Origin of the sequence: Enterobacter sp. JBIWA003, assembly GCF_019968825.1 — a bacterium.
In the GTDB taxonomy this organism is placed as follows: Bacteria; Pseudomonadota; Gammaproteobacteria; order Enterobacterales; family Enterobacteriaceae; genus Enterobacter; species Enterobacter quasiroggenkampii.
In genome coordinates this window covers 1,648,460-1,664,051 of sequence record NZ_CP074170.1, presented here as the reverse complement: position 1 = coordinate 1,664,051, position 15,592 = coordinate 1,648,460, and the positions used below count along the sequence as shown (strand labels likewise).

The following is a 15,592-nucleotide window of genomic DNA, read 5'->3' as shown; positions in this document are numbered from 1 at the left end:
TTACTCCTTAAACCTTTTCAACCTGGACAAGGTTTGTGTGGGATGGGTTACCCTTCGCCAGCGGCGACGGACGCTGTGTGGTCAGTACGTTAATACTGCCTGCCTGGTCGATGCGGTTGGCATCCGGGCTGTACCAGGCCCCTTCCCCTAACGCCACCACGCCGGGCATCATGCGCGGGGTGACTTTGGCTTCAATATGCACCTCGCCGCGACCGTTGAAGATACGCACGCGATCGCCATTGCTGATGCCGCGCGCTTTCGCGTCCATCGGGTTGATCCACATCTCCTGGCGGCAGGCGGCCTTCAGCACGTCGACGTTACCGTAGGTAGAGTGAACACGCGCTTTATAGTGGAAGCCGGTCAGCTGCAGCGGGAATTTCGCCGTCAGCGGATCGTTATAGTTTTCAAAGCCCGGCGTGTAGATCGGCAGTGGATCGATGACGTCCCCTTCCGGCAGCTCCCAGGTTGACGCAATGTTTGCCAGCGCTTCGGAGTAGATTTCGATTTTGCCCGACGGCGTGGTCAGCGGGTTCGCCTGCGGATCTTCACGGAACGCTTTGTACGCCACGTGGTGCCCTTCCGGATCGCGCTGTTTGTACATCCCCTGCTTGCGGAAGGTATCAAAGTCAGGGAGGTCCGGGATCGCCTTGCGGGAGAGTTCATGCAGATGGCGCATCCACCCTTCCTGAGTACGTCCCTCGGTAAACTGCTGCTCAACGCCAAGACGTTTCGCCAGCTCAGAGGTCATCTCATAAATGGTTTTGCACTCAAAGCGCGGTTTAATCGCCTGGTCGGTAAAGATCACGTAGGACATGTTGCCGCAGGAGGCGTCCAGCGCGAAATCCATCTGCTCAGAGGCGGTGCAGTCCGGCAGCAGGATATCGGCATATTTCGCTGAGGAGGTCATGTGGCAGTCGATCACCACAATCATCTCGCACTTCTTGTCGTCCTGCAGGATTTCATGGGTGCGGTTGATTTCAGAGTGCTGGTTGATGAGACAGTTGCCGGCGTAGTTCCAGATCATCTTGATCGGCACGTCCAGCTTGTCCTTACCGCGCACGCCGTCACGCAGGGCGGTCATTTCCGGGCCGCGTTCAATCGCATCGGTCCACATAAACATGGAGATGCTGGTCTGAACCGGGTTATCCAGCGTCGGCATACGTTCGAAGGGCACTTCATATGAACCTTCACGCGCGCCGGTGTTACCGCCGTGAATGCCGACGTTGCCGGTCAGAATGGAGAGCATGGAGATGGCACGGGTCGCGATTTCGCCGTTCGCATGACGCTGCGGACCCCAGCCCTGGCTGATATAGGCCGGTTTGGCTGAGCCAATCTCACGCGCCAGCTGAACGATACGCTCTGCCGGGATGCCGGTGATGGTGGAGGCCCACTCCGGCGTTTTCGCCACGCCGTCACTGCCCTGTCCGAGAATATACGCCTTGTAGTGACCGTTTGCCGGCGCTCTGGCGGGCAGCGTTTTCTCGTCATAGCCGACGCAGTATTTATCCAGGAAAGGCTGATCAACAAGGTTTTCGGTGATCATCACCCACGCGAGCGCGGAGACCAGCGCGGCATCGGTACCCGGACGGATTGGGATCCACTCGTCTTCACGTCCGGCACCGGTGTCGGTATAGCGCGGATCGATGATGATCATGCGGGCATTGGATTTAGCGCGAGCCTGTTCGAGGTAGTAGGTTACTCCGCCACCGCTCATGCGGGTTTCACCCGGGTTGTTACCGAACAGCACGACCAGCTTACTGTTTTCGATATCGGACGGGCTGTTGCCGTCAGCCCAGCCGCCGTAGGTGTAGTTCAGTCCTGCCGCGATCTGCGCAGAGGAGTAGTCGCCATAGTGATTGAGATAACCGCCGCAGCAGTTCATCAGGCGCGCCACCAGCGTTTTTCCCGGTGGCCAGGAGCGGGTCAGCGTGCCGCCAAGCGTCCCGGTACCGTAGTTCAGGTAGATAGATTCGTTACCGTACTCTTTAATCAAACGCTGCATGTTGGTGGCGATGATGTCGTAGGCTTCGTCCCAGCTAATCCGCTCGAATTTCCCTTCCCCACGCTTACCGACGCGCTTCATCGGGTATTTCAGGCGGTCCGGATTATAGACGCGACGACGCATGGAACGACCACGCAGGCAGGCACGGACCTGATGTAACCCTTCGTAGTTATCGTCACCGGTATTGTCGGTTTCGACATATTTAATTTCACCGTCCACCACATGCATACGCAGCGGACAACGGCTACCGCAGTTGACGGTACAGGCACTCCACACCACTTTTTCCGGCGAAGTGGCCGGAGACAGAGCTTCTGCCGCCGACGCCAGTCGGGTAAAGGGGAGCGAGAAGGCACTGCTGGCTACGGCCAGGCCGCCTATGGCCGTGGTTTTCATCAACCCACGGCGAGTGACCTCGGCAGCCATTAATGCTTCAGGCGCGTTGATTTTCATAGAGACTCACTTTGGTTGCTCACAAAGAAAAGAGAGGCGGCGCAAACCGCTATGTAGTTTTATATATAACGAATTTTTTCGTTATCAGCGTTTTATGCTGACTTTCATTCGTAGGAGTATTACTACTTTAGAGGGAGGGGTTATTGCGTCGTATCAAATCAAAGGTATAAAAAAAGCGCCCTGAGGCGCTTTTTTGTTTTAAGGCAAATATTAACCGATGTACTGCTGGCCTTTCATGTATGGACGCAGCACTTCAGGGATCTCGATACGACCGTCTGCCTGCTGGTAGTTTTCCAGCACGGCAACCAGGGTACGGCCCACAGCCAGACCAGAACCGTTCAGGGTATGCACCAGACGGGTTTTCTTGTCAGATTTGCTGCGGCAGCGTGCCTGCATGCGGCGCGCCTGGAAATCCCAGACGTTAGAGCAGGAGGAGATTTCACGGTAGGTGTTCTGCGCAGGCACCCACACTTCCAGATCGAAGGTTTTGCAGGCGCCAAAGCCCATATCACCGGTGCACAGCGCCATACGACGGTATGGCAGCCCCAGCAGCTCCAGCACTTTCTCCGCGTGGCCGGTCATCTCTTCCAGCGCGTCCATGGACTCTTCAGGACGAACGATCTGCACCATCTCAACCTTGTCGAACTGGTGCATACGGATCAGACCACGCGTGTCGCGACCGTAAGAACCGGCTTCAGAACGGAAGCACGGAGAGTGCGCCGTCAGTTTGATCGGCAGATCGTCTTCGTCGATGATCTCATCACGCACGAGGTTAGTCAGCGGCACTTCCGCGGTTGGGATCAGCGCGTAGTTGCTGCTGTCTGCTTCTTCGTCCAGCGGACGGGTATGGAACAGATCGCCGGCAAATTTCGGCAGCTGGCCCGTACCGTACAGCGTATCGTGGTTGACCAGATACGGCACGTAGGTTTCGCTGTAGCCATGCTGCTCGGTGTGCAGATCCAGCATGAACTGCGCCAGCGCACGGTGCAGATGGGCAATCTGGCCTTTCATTACCACGAAGCGAGAGCCGGTCAGCTTAACAGCAGCCGCAAAATCCAGGCCCGCGTGCATTTCGCCCAGCGTCACGTGATCGCGCACCTCGAAGTCAAACTCACGAGGCGTACCCCAGCGTTTCACTTCAACGTTGTCGTTTTCATCTTTGCCGACAGGCACGCTGTCGTCAGGAATATTCGGGATAGCCAGGGCAATATCACGAATTTCGGCCTGAAGAACATCCAGCTCCGCTTTCGCCTGATCCAGTTCTTCACCCAGCTTGTTCACTTCCAGGCGTAATGGCTCAATATCTTCCCCGCGCGCTTTCGCCTGGCCGATGGATTTCGATCGAGAGTTACGCTCTGCCTGCAGATTTTCAGTTTGTACCTGCAGAACTTTACGACGCTCTTCAAGAGCGCGCAGCTTATCTACATCCAGCTTAAAGCCCCGGCGTGCCAGTTTTTCAGCGACTGCGTCTGGCTCATTACGCAGCAGATTGGGATCGAGCATGCTTATCCTGTGCTTATCGAATTAAAATAGGAAATGTGACCACAGCCTGCGGTCACAAGGATACAATTGCCAACATTACCGCAACGACTGAACTAACGGTAGCGTTTTATAGGGCTATTTTGATCCTGTCCGGCGAGCCAGGTGAGCTTTTCACCAATCTTGCCTTCAAGACCTCTGTTTGTGGGGTGATAATAGCGCGTTTGTGCCATCTCCTGCGGGAAATATTCCTCCCCGGCAGCGTAGGCATTGGGTTCATCATGAGCGTAGCGGTATTCCTGCCCATACCCCATCTCTTTCATCAGTTTGGTCGGCGCATTACGCAGATGAACCGGTACATCGTAGTCCGGACGCTCACGCGCATCAGACATCGCTGCCTTGAAGGCGGTATAAACCGCATTGCTTTTCGGCGCACAGGCCAGATAGACAATCGCCTGCGCAATGGCACGCTCGCCTTCCGCAGGTCCAACCCGGGTGAAACAGTCCCATGCCGACAGCGCGACCTGCATGGCGCGAGGATCGGCATTGCCGACGTCTTCTGAGGCAATTGCCAGACAGCGGCGCGCGACGTATAACGGATCGCCGCCCGCAGTGATAATACGCGCGTACCAGTACAGCGCTGCATCCGGCGCGCTGCCGCGCACGGACTTATGCAGGGCCGAAATGAGATCGTAAAAACGGTCACCTTTATTATCGAAACGCGCGCTGCGTTCCCCGGCAATTTCGGTGAGCAGTTCCGGTTTTAGTACCCGCTTGCCAGCATCGTCGACCTCGGCCATATCGGCCATCATCTCCAGCGTGTTCAGCGCCCGACGCGCATCGCCGTTAACCAGTTCCGCAATCGCACGACGCGTCTCGTCAGGCAGAACGATATCCTGCCCCCCGTAGCCGCGCGATTTGTCGTCCATCGCCTGAGTAAGAACCTTTTCGATATCCTCGGTCGTCAGCGATTTGAGCAGGTAAACGCGCGCGCGGGAAAGCAGCGCCGAGTTCAGCTCAAACGACGGGTTTTCGGTGGTCGCCCCAATGAAGAAGATCGTGCCGTCTTCAATGTGCGGCAGGAAAGCATCCTGCTGGCTCTTGTTGAAGCGGTGGACTTCGTCCACAAAGAGAATGGTGCGCCGCCCGGCATTGCGGTTCTGCCGCGCACGCTCGATCGCTTCGCGGATCTCCTTCACGCCGGACGTCACCGCCGAGATACGTTCGACGTCTGCGTTGGCATAGCGGGCAATCACTTCAGCGAGGGTCGTTTTACCGGTGCCGGGTGGCCCCCAGAGGATCATGGAGTGCAAATGCCCCGCCTCAATGGCGCGCGGCAAGGGCTTACCGGCAGCCAGCAGGTGCTGCTGGCCGATGTACTGCGCTAAATTTTCTGGCCGCATACGTGCGGCCAGAGGTTGAAACGCGTTATCTGAAAAATCGAGCGACAGATTGCCCACTCACGCCTCTTACTTATTGCGTTGGTCGTCCACCGTTACGCCCTTCGGCGGGGTAAAGGTGAATTTCGATGCATCAACGGCGCCGTTCTGCTGAGACTTGAGCTGATAGCTGCTGCGCTGATCGTCCTGCTCAACCGCGCCGAACTGATTAATGGTACCGTTGGTGCTGACATTGATGGTGAACTGCTTCAGGTTGCCGTTGCTGCCTTTCGGGGTCAGGACAAATTCGTCACCTGTCTGTTTAATATTGTACTGCTGCCAGTCGCTGGCCTGGTTACGGGCAATCAGCATAAACGGCGTATTGCTGGTCGCATCCTTCAGCCAGGTCGCCGTGGCCTGCTCAACGAACGGGTTGAAGAACCATAAGGTTTTACCGTCAGAGACCAGAATGCTCTCATCCGGCTGGGTCATGTGCCAGTTAAACAGATTGGGGCGTTTAACCCACAAATCTCCCTGACCTTCCTGCACCGCGTTGCCGCTGCCGTCCGTCACTTTTTGGGTGAAGCTGGCGTGGAAGCTGCTTACTTTATCCAGTCGGCTTTTAAGGTCGCTGGCTGCATCAGCCCAGACGCTGCTGGCGACAAAACTGGTGAGTAATGCACATGCGATGGCGATTTTTTTCATTGTTATTCCTTAAAATACGTCTTCCCGATAGGGGGTTTCCGTCTTCTATTCTGGACCTGCCCGAAGGCAGGCGACAGAAGAAAATGCTTAATTTTGGCTGATTTACCCTTCTTTGCAATTGCGGAAGGTTAATCAAACGGTGGAGGTGCCAGCACCTCGCGGTTACCGTTATGCCCCTGCTCGCTCACAATGCCCTGCGCTTCCATCTGCTCGATGATGCGCGCAGCGCGGTTATAGCCGATGCGGAACTGACGCTGTACGCCGGAGATAGACGCTTTACGTTTTTCGGTAACGAAGTTAACCGCCTGATCGAATAACGGATCCAGCTCTTCACCGCCGTCAAAGCCACCGCCGCCACCTTCACTTTCCGTGTCGCTGGTGATGCCATCGACGTATTGCGGACGACCGCGCGCTTTCCAGTCCTGCACAACCGCGTGCACTTCCTGGTCGCGCACGAACGCGCCGTGAACACGCACCGGAGAGGTAGAGTTCGGACCGGAATAGAGCATGTCACCCATACCCAGCAGCGACTCTGCACCGCCCTGGTCAAGAATAGTACGCGAGTCAATTTTACTGGATACGGTAAAGGCGATACGCGTCGGAATGTTCGCTTTAATCAGACCGGTGATGACGTCCACGGAAGGACGCTGGGTCGCCAGCACAAGGTGAATACCGGCCGCACGCGCTTTCTGCGCCAGGCGGGCAATCAGCTCTTCCACTTTCTTACCGACGGTCATCATCAGGTCAGCGAATTCATCGACCAGCACCACGATATAAGGCAGTTTTTCCAGCACCGGATGCTGGGCATCCATGCTGTCACCCGGCTTCCAGTACGGATCCGGAATCGGACGTCCCATACGTGCCGCTTCGGCGATTTTCTCGTTATATCCGGCCAGGTTACGTACGCCCAACGCAGACATCAGCTTGTAGCGACGCTCCATCTCATTCACGCTCCAGCGCAAAGCGTTGGCGGCGTCTTTCATGTCGGTGACCACTTCGGTCAGCAGATGAGGAATACCTTCATAGACCGACAGTTCGAGCATTTTCGGGTCAATCATGATGAAACGTACATCTTCCGGCTGCGCTTTATAGAGCATGCTGAGGATCATGGCGTTCACACCGACGGATTTACCGGAACCGGTAGTCCCCGCGACCAGCAGGTGAGGCATTTTTGCGAGGTCTGCCACCACCGGCTCGCCCGCGATATCTTTGCCCAGCACCACGGTCAGCGGGGAGGGGTTATCGCGGAACTTTGTGTTATCCAGCACTTCACGCAGGTAAACGGTCTGGCGTTTCTTGTTCGGCAGCTCAAGACCAACGTAAGGTTTACCCGGTATCACTTCCACCACGCGCACCGCCACGGTCGACAGCGAACGCGCCAGGTCGCGGGACAGGTTGGAAATACGCGCGGCTTTTACGCCCGGCGCCAGGTTCAGTTCAAAACGGGTGATCACAGGACCCGGTGAGTAGTTCACCACGTCCGCCTTGATACGGAAGTCAGCCAGACGGGCCTCCACCAGACGCGCCATCTGCTCCAGCGCGAAGGTATCAACCGGTTCAACTTCTGACGGCGGCGGCGTTAACAGATCCAGAGACGGCAGCGGCGTACTTGGACGCTGCAGCGGACGGCTGTCACCGTTACGCATCAGCAGCGGGTGAATCAGGCTCTCCTGAGGCTGAGGCGCAGGCTGCTGGAACTGCGGCGGCTGTGGTGGCTGCGGCTGTGTATACGGCTGCTGAACGGGCTGTTGCGGCTGCGCGTAGGCCTGCGGTGCCGGTGGCTGGCGCACAGGCTCAGCTTCCGGCATCACGCTCGGGGTAAATAAAGGCTCGCTTGGGCCATCATCCACCAGATCTTTCATCGGCGAGAATTCAAAGTCCGACAGCGAGAACGGATTTGCACCAGCCGGTTGTTCACCAGAATAGCGCTGCTGCTGGGTGGCGGCAAACTGACGCGCCAGTTCCGCTTCTGCGGCGTCATCGTCGTCTTCCAGCGCCGGTTCATCGTGCTGATACTCTTCACCGTAGCGCTGATTCTGCTGGGCAGCGAACTGGCGGGCCAGCTCGTCCTGCTGCATTTCATCAGCATCATCGTCGTACTCAGACTCGCGCGCTTTTTCTTCAGCCATACGCTGGGAAGGCAGCTTGATGCCATAAGAAGCAAGCTCACGGCGGGTGGGCACGCGGACGCGGTTAGGACGAGGCAGCTGCGGACCAATCCCCTCTTTCACCTGAGGACGAGGTGCCCCACCGGTTGCCAGGCTAAAGACGGGTGCAGCCACGGCCGCCGCCGCGGTAGCCTGCTTCACGCTTTCCGCTACGGGTGCAACAGCAGGCGTCGGATCGACAGGTGGAACCGAAACAGAAGGCGCTTTCGTAACCGGCTCCTGCACCGGTTCAGGCACAGGCTGATACCAGGCGGCCAGCTGTTCGCGTTCACGCGCGCGGCGCTCCTCGACTTCTTCAAAATAGTACAGCGGTGGACGGGCAGGCTTCACCTCTTCCACGATTTCAGGCTCAGGTTCAGGCTGCGGTGCAACGTAAGGCTGCACAGGTTCAACCGATTCAGGCACATACTCCTGATACGGTTGAGCCATTGGCTGGTGATATTGCTGCGGTTCATACTCAGGCTGCGGCGGCTGATAAGGCTGCTGCCACTGTTCCTGTTGCATGGGGATGTAGCTTTCAGGTTCAGGCGCAATGACGGGCTCTGGCGTGTGAACACCCGGCGCAGTCTGCCACTCAACCTGAGGCTGCTGAATAACGGATTCCGGTGGCGGGACCGGCGCGGATGGCATCACGGCGTCGACAGGCGCGGCATACGCCTGTGCAGCGGTCGTCGCGGCGGCGGCTGCTGCTACCGGTTCGGTGACCGAGTGGCCGTTTAACAGCGGGTCGTATTCGTCAAAGTCCCCGGGCGTGGCCCGGCTGCCGGAGAAGAGCACATCGTCAGGATCGACGGCGACACCCGCAGCACGATACGCCACCTGCTCGTCTTCATCCATGCGTTTACCGGAGAAGAGCGCCGCATCGGTTTTACGGCCCAGCGGGTTGGCAAATTTCTCAGCCACACGCTGGCGACGCGCCAGCGCGCCGCGCAGAATTCGGGCACGACGAGACTCACGACGCTGCACAGGCGCGTCATCTTCCTCTTCATCTTCGTATTCGTCTTCATCCACCCACGTATCGTCACGGCGGGTACGATTGCTGGCAAAAGTCAGAATGGTGAGGATAAAGCTGCCAATTTTCTCGGCAATGCTCACCCAGGACCAGCCCGTAAACAGCGTCAGCCCGGCGGCCCAGATGCACAGCAGCGCCAGCGTGCCGCCGCTGCTGTGCAGCATCGGCTGGAGCGCAGAACTTAATAAGCTGCCGATCACCCCGCCAGAGGCGAAGTACCAGATATCATCGGCGTTAATCGCCGCCAGCCCGCAGGAGGTGAGGATCAGCGCCAGCGCGCCAATCAGGCGCAGCGAGACGGCGAAATAGTCGATGTAATCATCGTTCTGACGATGACGCCACGCAAACCAGCATCCGCCAATGATAATGACGGGAATGGTGTAGGCCATCACACCGAAAATGAAGAACAGCGTGTCCGCAAGCCAGGCACCGGGGACACCGCCTAAATTATGGATAGGCTCATGCCATGCAGTTTGTGACCAGCTGGGATCCGAGGGGTTGAAACTGAGTAAGGCTGCCATCAGCCAGACGGCAAAAAGGGCAATAACAATCAGCAAAGCCTCGAGGAGACGACGTCCGCTGCTTAGCTTCGATAGTGTGACTTCTTTGTCTTCAGTGTATTCCTGGCTCAAGAAAGGCTCTCCAGGTATCAGGCATATCCTGCCTGTTTGCTAAAACGGACAACAGCGCCGGGACTCCCCGGCACTGTTGCTGTATGGATTAACAGGAGTGTAATCAAACTACGCTGATTTTGCACCTGTTCCGTGTTAGCGCGTCTTAATAACCAGACGATTGCTCTGTTTGACCTCTTCCATCACCACGTACGTACGGGTGTCGTTCACGCCCGGCAGACGCAACAGGGTTTCCCCCAGCAGCTTACGGTAGGCGGACATATCAGGCACACGGGTTTTCAACAGGTAGTCGAAATCACCGGACACCAGATGACACTCTTGAATTTCTTCAAGTTTTTGTACAGCGGCGTTAAATTGCTCAAACACATCCGGCGCACCACGATTCAGAGTAATCTCAACAAATACCAGAAGTGAGGCATCCAGATAATGCGGGTTCAGCAGAGCCGTATAGCCCTGAATAAAACCCTGTCTTTCCAGTCGGCGCACACGCTCAAGGCACGGCGTCGGGGAAAGTCCCACACGTTTTGAAAGCTCGACGTTGGAAATACGCCCATCCTTTTGCAATTCATTAAGAATGTTACGATCGATACGGTCGAGATCTTTGCCAGGGCGCTTCTTGCTATCTACCATTATTATTGTCTCTCTGTATTCCTTCCCTACTCCTGCCTGGACCCTGTGCACATCACTGTTCAGAGCCTGTACCCGTTAGTCATCACATCGCCTGATTATGTAATAGACGCGATGCGGATTCGGGTTCTGTTGGTAAGAAGACCGTTGCCCGAAGGCAGTCACCGACATCACGTATGGCGTCTGTCCACGCCATGCGTAGATTTCACTGACCCGGTAAAAATGGCATTTACGTGCATGCCTATGCGGCATACGGTTAACGCGGTTTTTTTTCTTCCTTGAATGTTTTCGCAAAAGCGCAGGGGATTGTCAAAGCAAAACATCGTTTTTTAGTACAACATGCCGGATATTCATTGCGGCAGGGTATTAATCCTCATTTTATTGCCTTACAAACGACCGCTTTTCTGGAGAAAGCGTGATGTTATCGCGCGCGATTCATCGTCCATGGCTATTACACAGATTGATATCAAAATTGCTGCGCTCTTTTTTTACGGCAACAAATTCCCTACAATCCAGCCAAATGTCTGCCAACAACAATGGGGATCTCATGGGCACGGCCAAACACAGTAAGCTGCTAATCCTTGGTTCTGGACCTGCGGGATATACCGCGGCGGTCTATGCTGCACGCGCTAACCTGCACCCGGTATTAATCACCGGCATGGAAAAAGGCGGTCAGCTGACCACCACCACCGAAGTGGAAAACTGGCCAGGCGACCCGAACGACCTGACTGGGCCGCTGCTGATGGAGCGTATGCACGAGCATGCCGCTAAATTCGAAACCGAAATTCTGTTCGATCACATCAATAAGGTCGACCTGCAGAACCGTCCGTTCCGCCTGACGGGTGACAGCGGTGAATACACCTGTGACGCGCTGATCATTGCAACCGGTGCCTCTGCCCGCTATCTCGGTCTGCCGTCCGAAGAAGCGTTTAAAGGCCGCGGGGTTTCTGCCTGCGCCACCTGCGACGGTTTCTTCTATCGCAATCAGAAGGTCGCGGTCATCGGCGGCGGCAACACTGCCGTGGAAGAAGCGCTGTATCTGGCGAACATTGCCTCTGAAGTGCACCTGATCCACCGCCGCGAGACCTTCCGCGCGGAGAAGATCCTGATCAAACGTCTCATGGACAAAGTGGCAAGCGGCAACATCGTGCTGCACACCAACCGTACGCTGGAAGAGGTGACGGGCGACCAGATGGGTGTTGCCGGTCTGCGTATTCGTGATACTCAGAACACCGATAATGTCGAAACGCTGGAAGTGGCGGGTCTGTTTGTGGCCATCGGTCACAGCCCGAACACCGCAATCTTCGACGGTCAGCTTGAGCTGGAAAACGGCTACATCAAAGTGCAGTCCGGCATTCACGGTAATGCGACTCAAACCAGCATCCCGGGCGTATTCGCGGCTGGCGACGTGATGGACCATATTTATCGTCAGGCGATCACCTCTGCGGGCACCGGCTGTATGGCCGCGCTGGACGCTGAACGCTACCTCGATGGACTGGCTGAACAAGGTAAATAATCTTTACAAGTCAGTAACAAACGTAAATAAAGGCGGCGATAAGTCGCCTTTATTGTCTCCCCGTTGTAACATTGCGCTGCCCAACTTCTAATAACGTCACCTGCAAAGTACGCAATGGAAAAAACCCGTCAACAAGAGTTAACACGCTGGCTGAAACAGCAAAGCGTTCTTTCCCGCCGCTGGCTTATGATTTCCCGTCTTTTGGGTTTCGTCAGCGGTCTGTTGATTGTTGCCCAGGCATGGCTGCTGGCCCGCATTCTTAATCACATGATCATGGAGAACATTCCACGCGAAGCGCTCCTGCTGCCCTTTATTGTCCTGATCCTGATTTTTATCCTGCGCGCCTGGGTGGTGTGGCTACGTGAGCGTGTCGGTTTTCACGCCGGACAGCACATCCGCTACGAGATCCGCCGTCAGGTGCTCGACAGGCTTCAGGAAGCCGGGCCCGCGTGGATCCAGGGTAAACCGGCCGGTAGCTGGGCGACGCTGATCCTTGAGCAGATTGACGATATGCATGACTACTACGCGCGCTATCTGCCGCAGATGGCCCTTGCCGTCTTCGTTCCGCTGCTGATCGTGATCGCCATCTTCCCGGTGAACTGGATGGCGGCGCTGATTCTGATGGGCACCGCCCCGCTGATCCCGCTGTTTATGGCGCTGGTCGGCATGGGGGCTGCGGATGCCAACCGCCGTAACTTCCTCGCACTGGGTCGCTTAAGCGGTCATTTCCTCGATCGTCTGCGTGGTATGGAGACATTGCGCATTTTTGGCCGCGGTGAAGCGGAAACCGAAAATATTCGCCTGGCGTCACAGGACTTCCGTCAGCGCACCATGGAAGTACTACGCCTCGCCTTCCTGTCTTCAGGCGTTCTGGAATTCTTCACCTCGCTGTCGATTGCCCTTGTGGCGGTCTACTTCGGCTTCTCCTACCTCGGCGCGCTGGATTTCGGCCACTACGGCACGGCGGTGACCCTTTCCGCCGGTTTCCTGGCGCTGATCCTGGCGCCGGAGTTTTTCCAGCCGCTTCGCGATCTGGGAACTTTCTATCACGCCAAAGCTCAGGCGGTTGGCGCCGCCGATAGCCTTAAAACGTTCCTGGAAACGCCGCTGGCCCACCCGGAGCGCGGTGACGTGACGCTGAATGCGAAAGATCCGGTGACCATTGAAGCGCAGGACTTTTCCATTCTGTCGCCCGAAGGCAAAGTGCTCGCCGGTCCGCTGAACTTTACCTTACCTGCCAGACAACGCGTGGTCCTTGTCGGCATCAGCGGTTCCGGGAAAAGTTCTCTGCTGAACGCGTTGTCCGGTTTTATGGCCTACACCGGTTCACTGCGGATCAACAAAACCGAACTGCGCAATCTCGACCCTGACGCCTGGCGTAAACAGCTCAGCTGGGTAGGCCAAAACCCACAGCTTCCCGCCGCTACGCTGCGCGAAAATGTGCTTCTGGCGCGACCGGACGCGCGTGAAGATGAACTGCAGTCGGTTCTCGACCGCGCCTGGGTCAGCGAGTTTCTGCCGCTGCTGCCGCAAGGGGTGGATACTGTTGTCGGCGACCAGTCCGCCGGGCTGTCGGTCGGGCAGGCGCAGCGTGTAGCCGTTGCCCGCGCGCTGCTCAACCCATGCCAGTTGATGCTGCTGGACGAGCCTGCTGCCAGCCTTGACGCACACAGCGAGCAGCGCGTAATGGAAGCGCTTAACGCCGCCTCCCTGCAGCAAACCACACTGATGGTCACCCACCAGTTGGAAGGGATTGCCGACTGGGACCAGATCTGGGTCATGGAAAACGGCCGTATTGTTGAGCAAGGCGATTACGCCTCTCTCGTTGCCGCCCAGGGGCCATTTGCTACCCTGCTGGCGAACCGTCAGGAGGATATCTGATGCGCGCTCTGCTGCCTTACCTGGCGCTCTATAAGCGCCACAAATGGATGCTGACGCTGGGGATTGTGCTGGCTATTGTCACGCTGCTCGCCAGCATCGGCCTGCTCACGCTTTCCGGCTGGTTCCTGTCGGCCTCGGCCGTCGCGGGGTTCGCCGGATTATACAGCTTCAACTACATGCTTCCGGCTGCCGGGGTTCGCGGTACCGCCATCACCCGTACTGCCGGACGCTATTTCGAACGCCTGGTCAGCCACGACGCCACTTTCCGCGTACTGCAGCACCTGCGTATCTATACCTTTAGCAAACTGCTGCCCCTCTCCCCTGCCGGGCTGGCGCGTTTTCGTCAGGGAGAATTGCTTAACCGCGTGGTGGCGGATGTCGACACGCTGGATCACCTTTACCTGCGGGTGATTTCCCCGATCGTGGGCGCGTTTGTGGTGATTGTGGTGGTCACGCTGGGGCTGTCTGTTCTGGATGTCCCCGTTGCGCTGACGCTGGGTGGGATCATGCTGCTGACGCTTATCATTCTGCCGCCGCTGTTTTACCGCGCCGGGAAATCCACCGGGGAGAACCTGACGCGTCTGCGCGGGGACTACCGTCAGCAGCTGACCGCCTGGCTTCAGGGGCAGGCGGAGCTGACCATTTTTGGTGCCAGCAAGCGCTACCGCGCCCGCATGGAAAGTACGGAGCTGAACTGGCATGAAGCCCAGCGCCGCCAGTCGGAACTGACGGCCTTCTCTCAGGCGCTGATGATGCTGATCGGCGGCGTGGCGGTGATAGCCATGCTGTGGCTGGCATCCGGCGATATCGGGGGAAATACACAGCCGGGTCCGCTTATTGCCCTTTTCGTCTTCTGTGCGCTGGCCGCGTTTGAAGCGCTGGCCCCGGTGACGGGCGCCTTCCAGCATCTGGGACAGGTCATCGCTTCTGCCCTGCGCATCACGCAGATTGCCGAGCAGAAACCTGAAGTCACGTTCAGTGCCGGGCAGACCGTGGTACCAGAGCAGGTTGCGCTGACGCTTGAAGATGTCACCTTCAGCTACGACAAACAGGCGCAGAACGCGCTGGACGGTATTACCCTTTCTGTTAATGCCGGTCAGCGGATTGCGATCCTCGGCCGTACCGGCTGCGGTAAATCGACGCTGCTTCAGCTGCTGACCCGCGCCTGGGATCCGCAGCGCGGCCAGATTCGTTTTAATAACACATCGCTGACTGATTTCAGCGAGCAGGCCCTGCGCAAAACGGTCAGCGTCGTTCCGCAGCGCGTGCATCTGTTCAGCGCCACCCTGCGCGATAACCTGCTGCTGGCAGCCCCAGAGGCCACGGATGATGCGCTTCGCGCCATGCTGGAACAGGTCGGTCTGCATAAGCTGCTTGAGGACGAGGGATTGAACAGCTGGCTGGGCGAAGGTGGCCGTCAACTCTCCGGCGGTGAACTGCGCCGTCTGGCCATTGCGCGCGCGCTACTGCACGATGCGCCGCTGATGCTGCTTGACGAGCCCACCGAAGGGCTGGATGCCACGACCGAGAGCCAAATCCTTGATTTGCTGGCCAATGTCATGACCGGTAAAACCGTCCTGATGGTCACGCACCGCCTGCGCGGACTGGCGAGTTTTGATCGGATAATTGTGATGGACAACGGACACATTATTGAGCAAGGTAGTCACGCAGAGCTGTTGGCGAAACAGGGTCGCTACTACCAGTTTAAACAGCGTCTGTAGACTATATTTGTAGCGTCCTC

At 57.3% G+C, this 15,592-nt stretch carries 9 protein-coding genes; 3 read left to right on the top strand and 6 right to left on the bottom strand.

Annotation, left to right across the window (positions count from 1 at the left end; all coding sequences use genetic code 11):
- Window positions 1-7: 7 nt before the first annotated feature.
- The 6 genes from dmsA to lrp all read right to left on the bottom strand — a co-directional run bounded on the left by dmsA (window position 8) and on the right by lrp (window position 10,457).
- Window positions 8-2,452 carry a dimethylsulfoxide reductase subunit A gene (dmsA, locus tag KGP25_RS07875; RefSeq protein ID WP_223540220.1) on the bottom strand — a complete coding sequence of 815 codons (2,445 nt, stop codon included), beginning with the start codon at window positions 2,450-2,452 and terminating at the stop codon, window positions 8-10.
- A 210-nt stretch (window positions 2,453-2,662) separates the two neighbouring features.
- Window positions 2,663-3,955 carry a serine--tRNA ligase gene (gene serS / locus KGP25_RS07870; protein WP_008499983.1) on the bottom strand — a complete coding sequence of 431 codons (1,293 nt, stop codon included), beginning with the start codon at window positions 3,953-3,955 and terminating at the stop codon, window positions 2,663-2,665.
- A 92-nt stretch (window positions 3,956-4,047) separates the two neighbouring features.
- On the bottom strand, window positions 4,048-5,391 hold the full coding sequence (gene rarA, locus KGP25_RS07865) for a replication-associated recombination protein RarA (RefSeq protein WP_008499984.1): 1,344 nt from the start codon (window positions 5,389-5,391) through the stop codon (window positions 4,048-4,050).
- A 9-nt stretch (window positions 5,392-5,400) separates the two neighbouring features.
- Window positions 5,401-6,015: an outer membrane lipoprotein chaperone LolA gene (gene lolA, locus KGP25_RS07860; protein WP_024907806.1), complete on the bottom strand. Its 615-nt coding sequence runs from the start codon at window positions 6,013-6,015 to the stop codon at window positions 5,401-5,403.
- 128 nt (window positions 6,016-6,143) lie between these two features.
- Window positions 6,144-9,827, bottom strand: coding sequence for a DNA translocase FtsK 4TM domain-containing protein (locus KGP25_RS07855; protein WP_223540219.1), 3,684 nt, complete (start codon window positions 9,825-9,827; stop codon window positions 6,144-6,146).
- A gap of 135 nt (window positions 9,828-9,962) precedes the next feature.
- On the bottom strand, window positions 9,963-10,457 hold the full coding sequence (gene lrp / locus KGP25_RS07850; RefSeq protein ID WP_000228469.1) for a leucine-responsive transcriptional regulator Lrp: 495 nt from the start codon (window positions 10,455-10,457) through the stop codon (window positions 9,963-9,965).
- 544 nt (window positions 10,458-11,001) lie between these two features.
- Here lrp and trxB point away from each other — a divergent pair.
- The 3 genes from trxB to cydC all read left to right on the top strand — a co-directional run bounded on the left by trxB (window position 11,002) and on the right by cydC (window position 15,572).
- Window positions 11,002-11,970: a thioredoxin-disulfide reductase gene (trxB, locus tag KGP25_RS07845; RefSeq protein ID WP_032638969.1), complete on the top strand. Its 969-nt coding sequence runs from the start codon at window positions 11,002-11,004 to the stop codon at window positions 11,968-11,970.
- Between the two features lie 114 nt (window positions 11,971-12,084).
- Window positions 12,085-13,851 (top strand): cysteine/glutathione ABC transporter permease/ATP-binding protein CydD, encoded by a 1,767-nt coding sequence (gene cydD / locus KGP25_RS07840; protein WP_223540218.1) that lies wholly within the window; start codon window positions 12,085-12,087, stop codon window positions 13,849-13,851.
- Entirely contained in the window at window positions 13,851-15,572 is a 1,722-nt protein-coding gene (gene cydC, locus KGP25_RS07835; RefSeq protein WP_223540217.1) for a cysteine/glutathione ABC transporter ATP-binding protein/permease CydC, read from the top strand. Before cydD ends, cydC begins: the two co-directional genes overlap by 1 nt.
- Window positions 15,573-15,592 lie beyond the last annotated feature (20 nt).

Coding starts and splice junctions, on each gene's coding strand:
- dmsA (WP_223540220.1), bottom strand. CDS start 2,452: ATGAAAATCAACGCGCCTGAAGCATTAATGGCTGCCGAGGTCACTCGC.
- serS (WP_008499983.1), bottom strand. CDS start 3,955: ATGCTCGATCCCAATCTGCTGCGTAATGAGCCAGACGCAGTCGCTGAA.
- lolA (WP_024907806.1), bottom strand. CDS start 6,015: ATGAAAAAAATCGCCATCGCATGTGCATTACTCACCAGTTTTGTCGCC.
- lrp (WP_000228469.1), bottom strand. CDS start 10,457: ATGGTAGATAGCAAGAAGCGCCCTGGCAAAGATCTCGACCGTATCGAT.
- trxB (WP_032638969.1), top strand. CDS start 11,002: ATGGGCACGGCCAAACACAGTAAGCTGCTAATCCTTGGTTCTGGACCT.
- cydD (WP_223540218.1), top strand. CDS start 12,085: ATGGAAAAAACCCGTCAACAAGAGTTAACACGCTGGCTGAAACAGCAA.
- cydC (WP_223540217.1), top strand. CDS start 13,851: ATGCGCGCTCTGCTGCCTTACCTGGCGCTCTATAAGCGCCACAAATGG.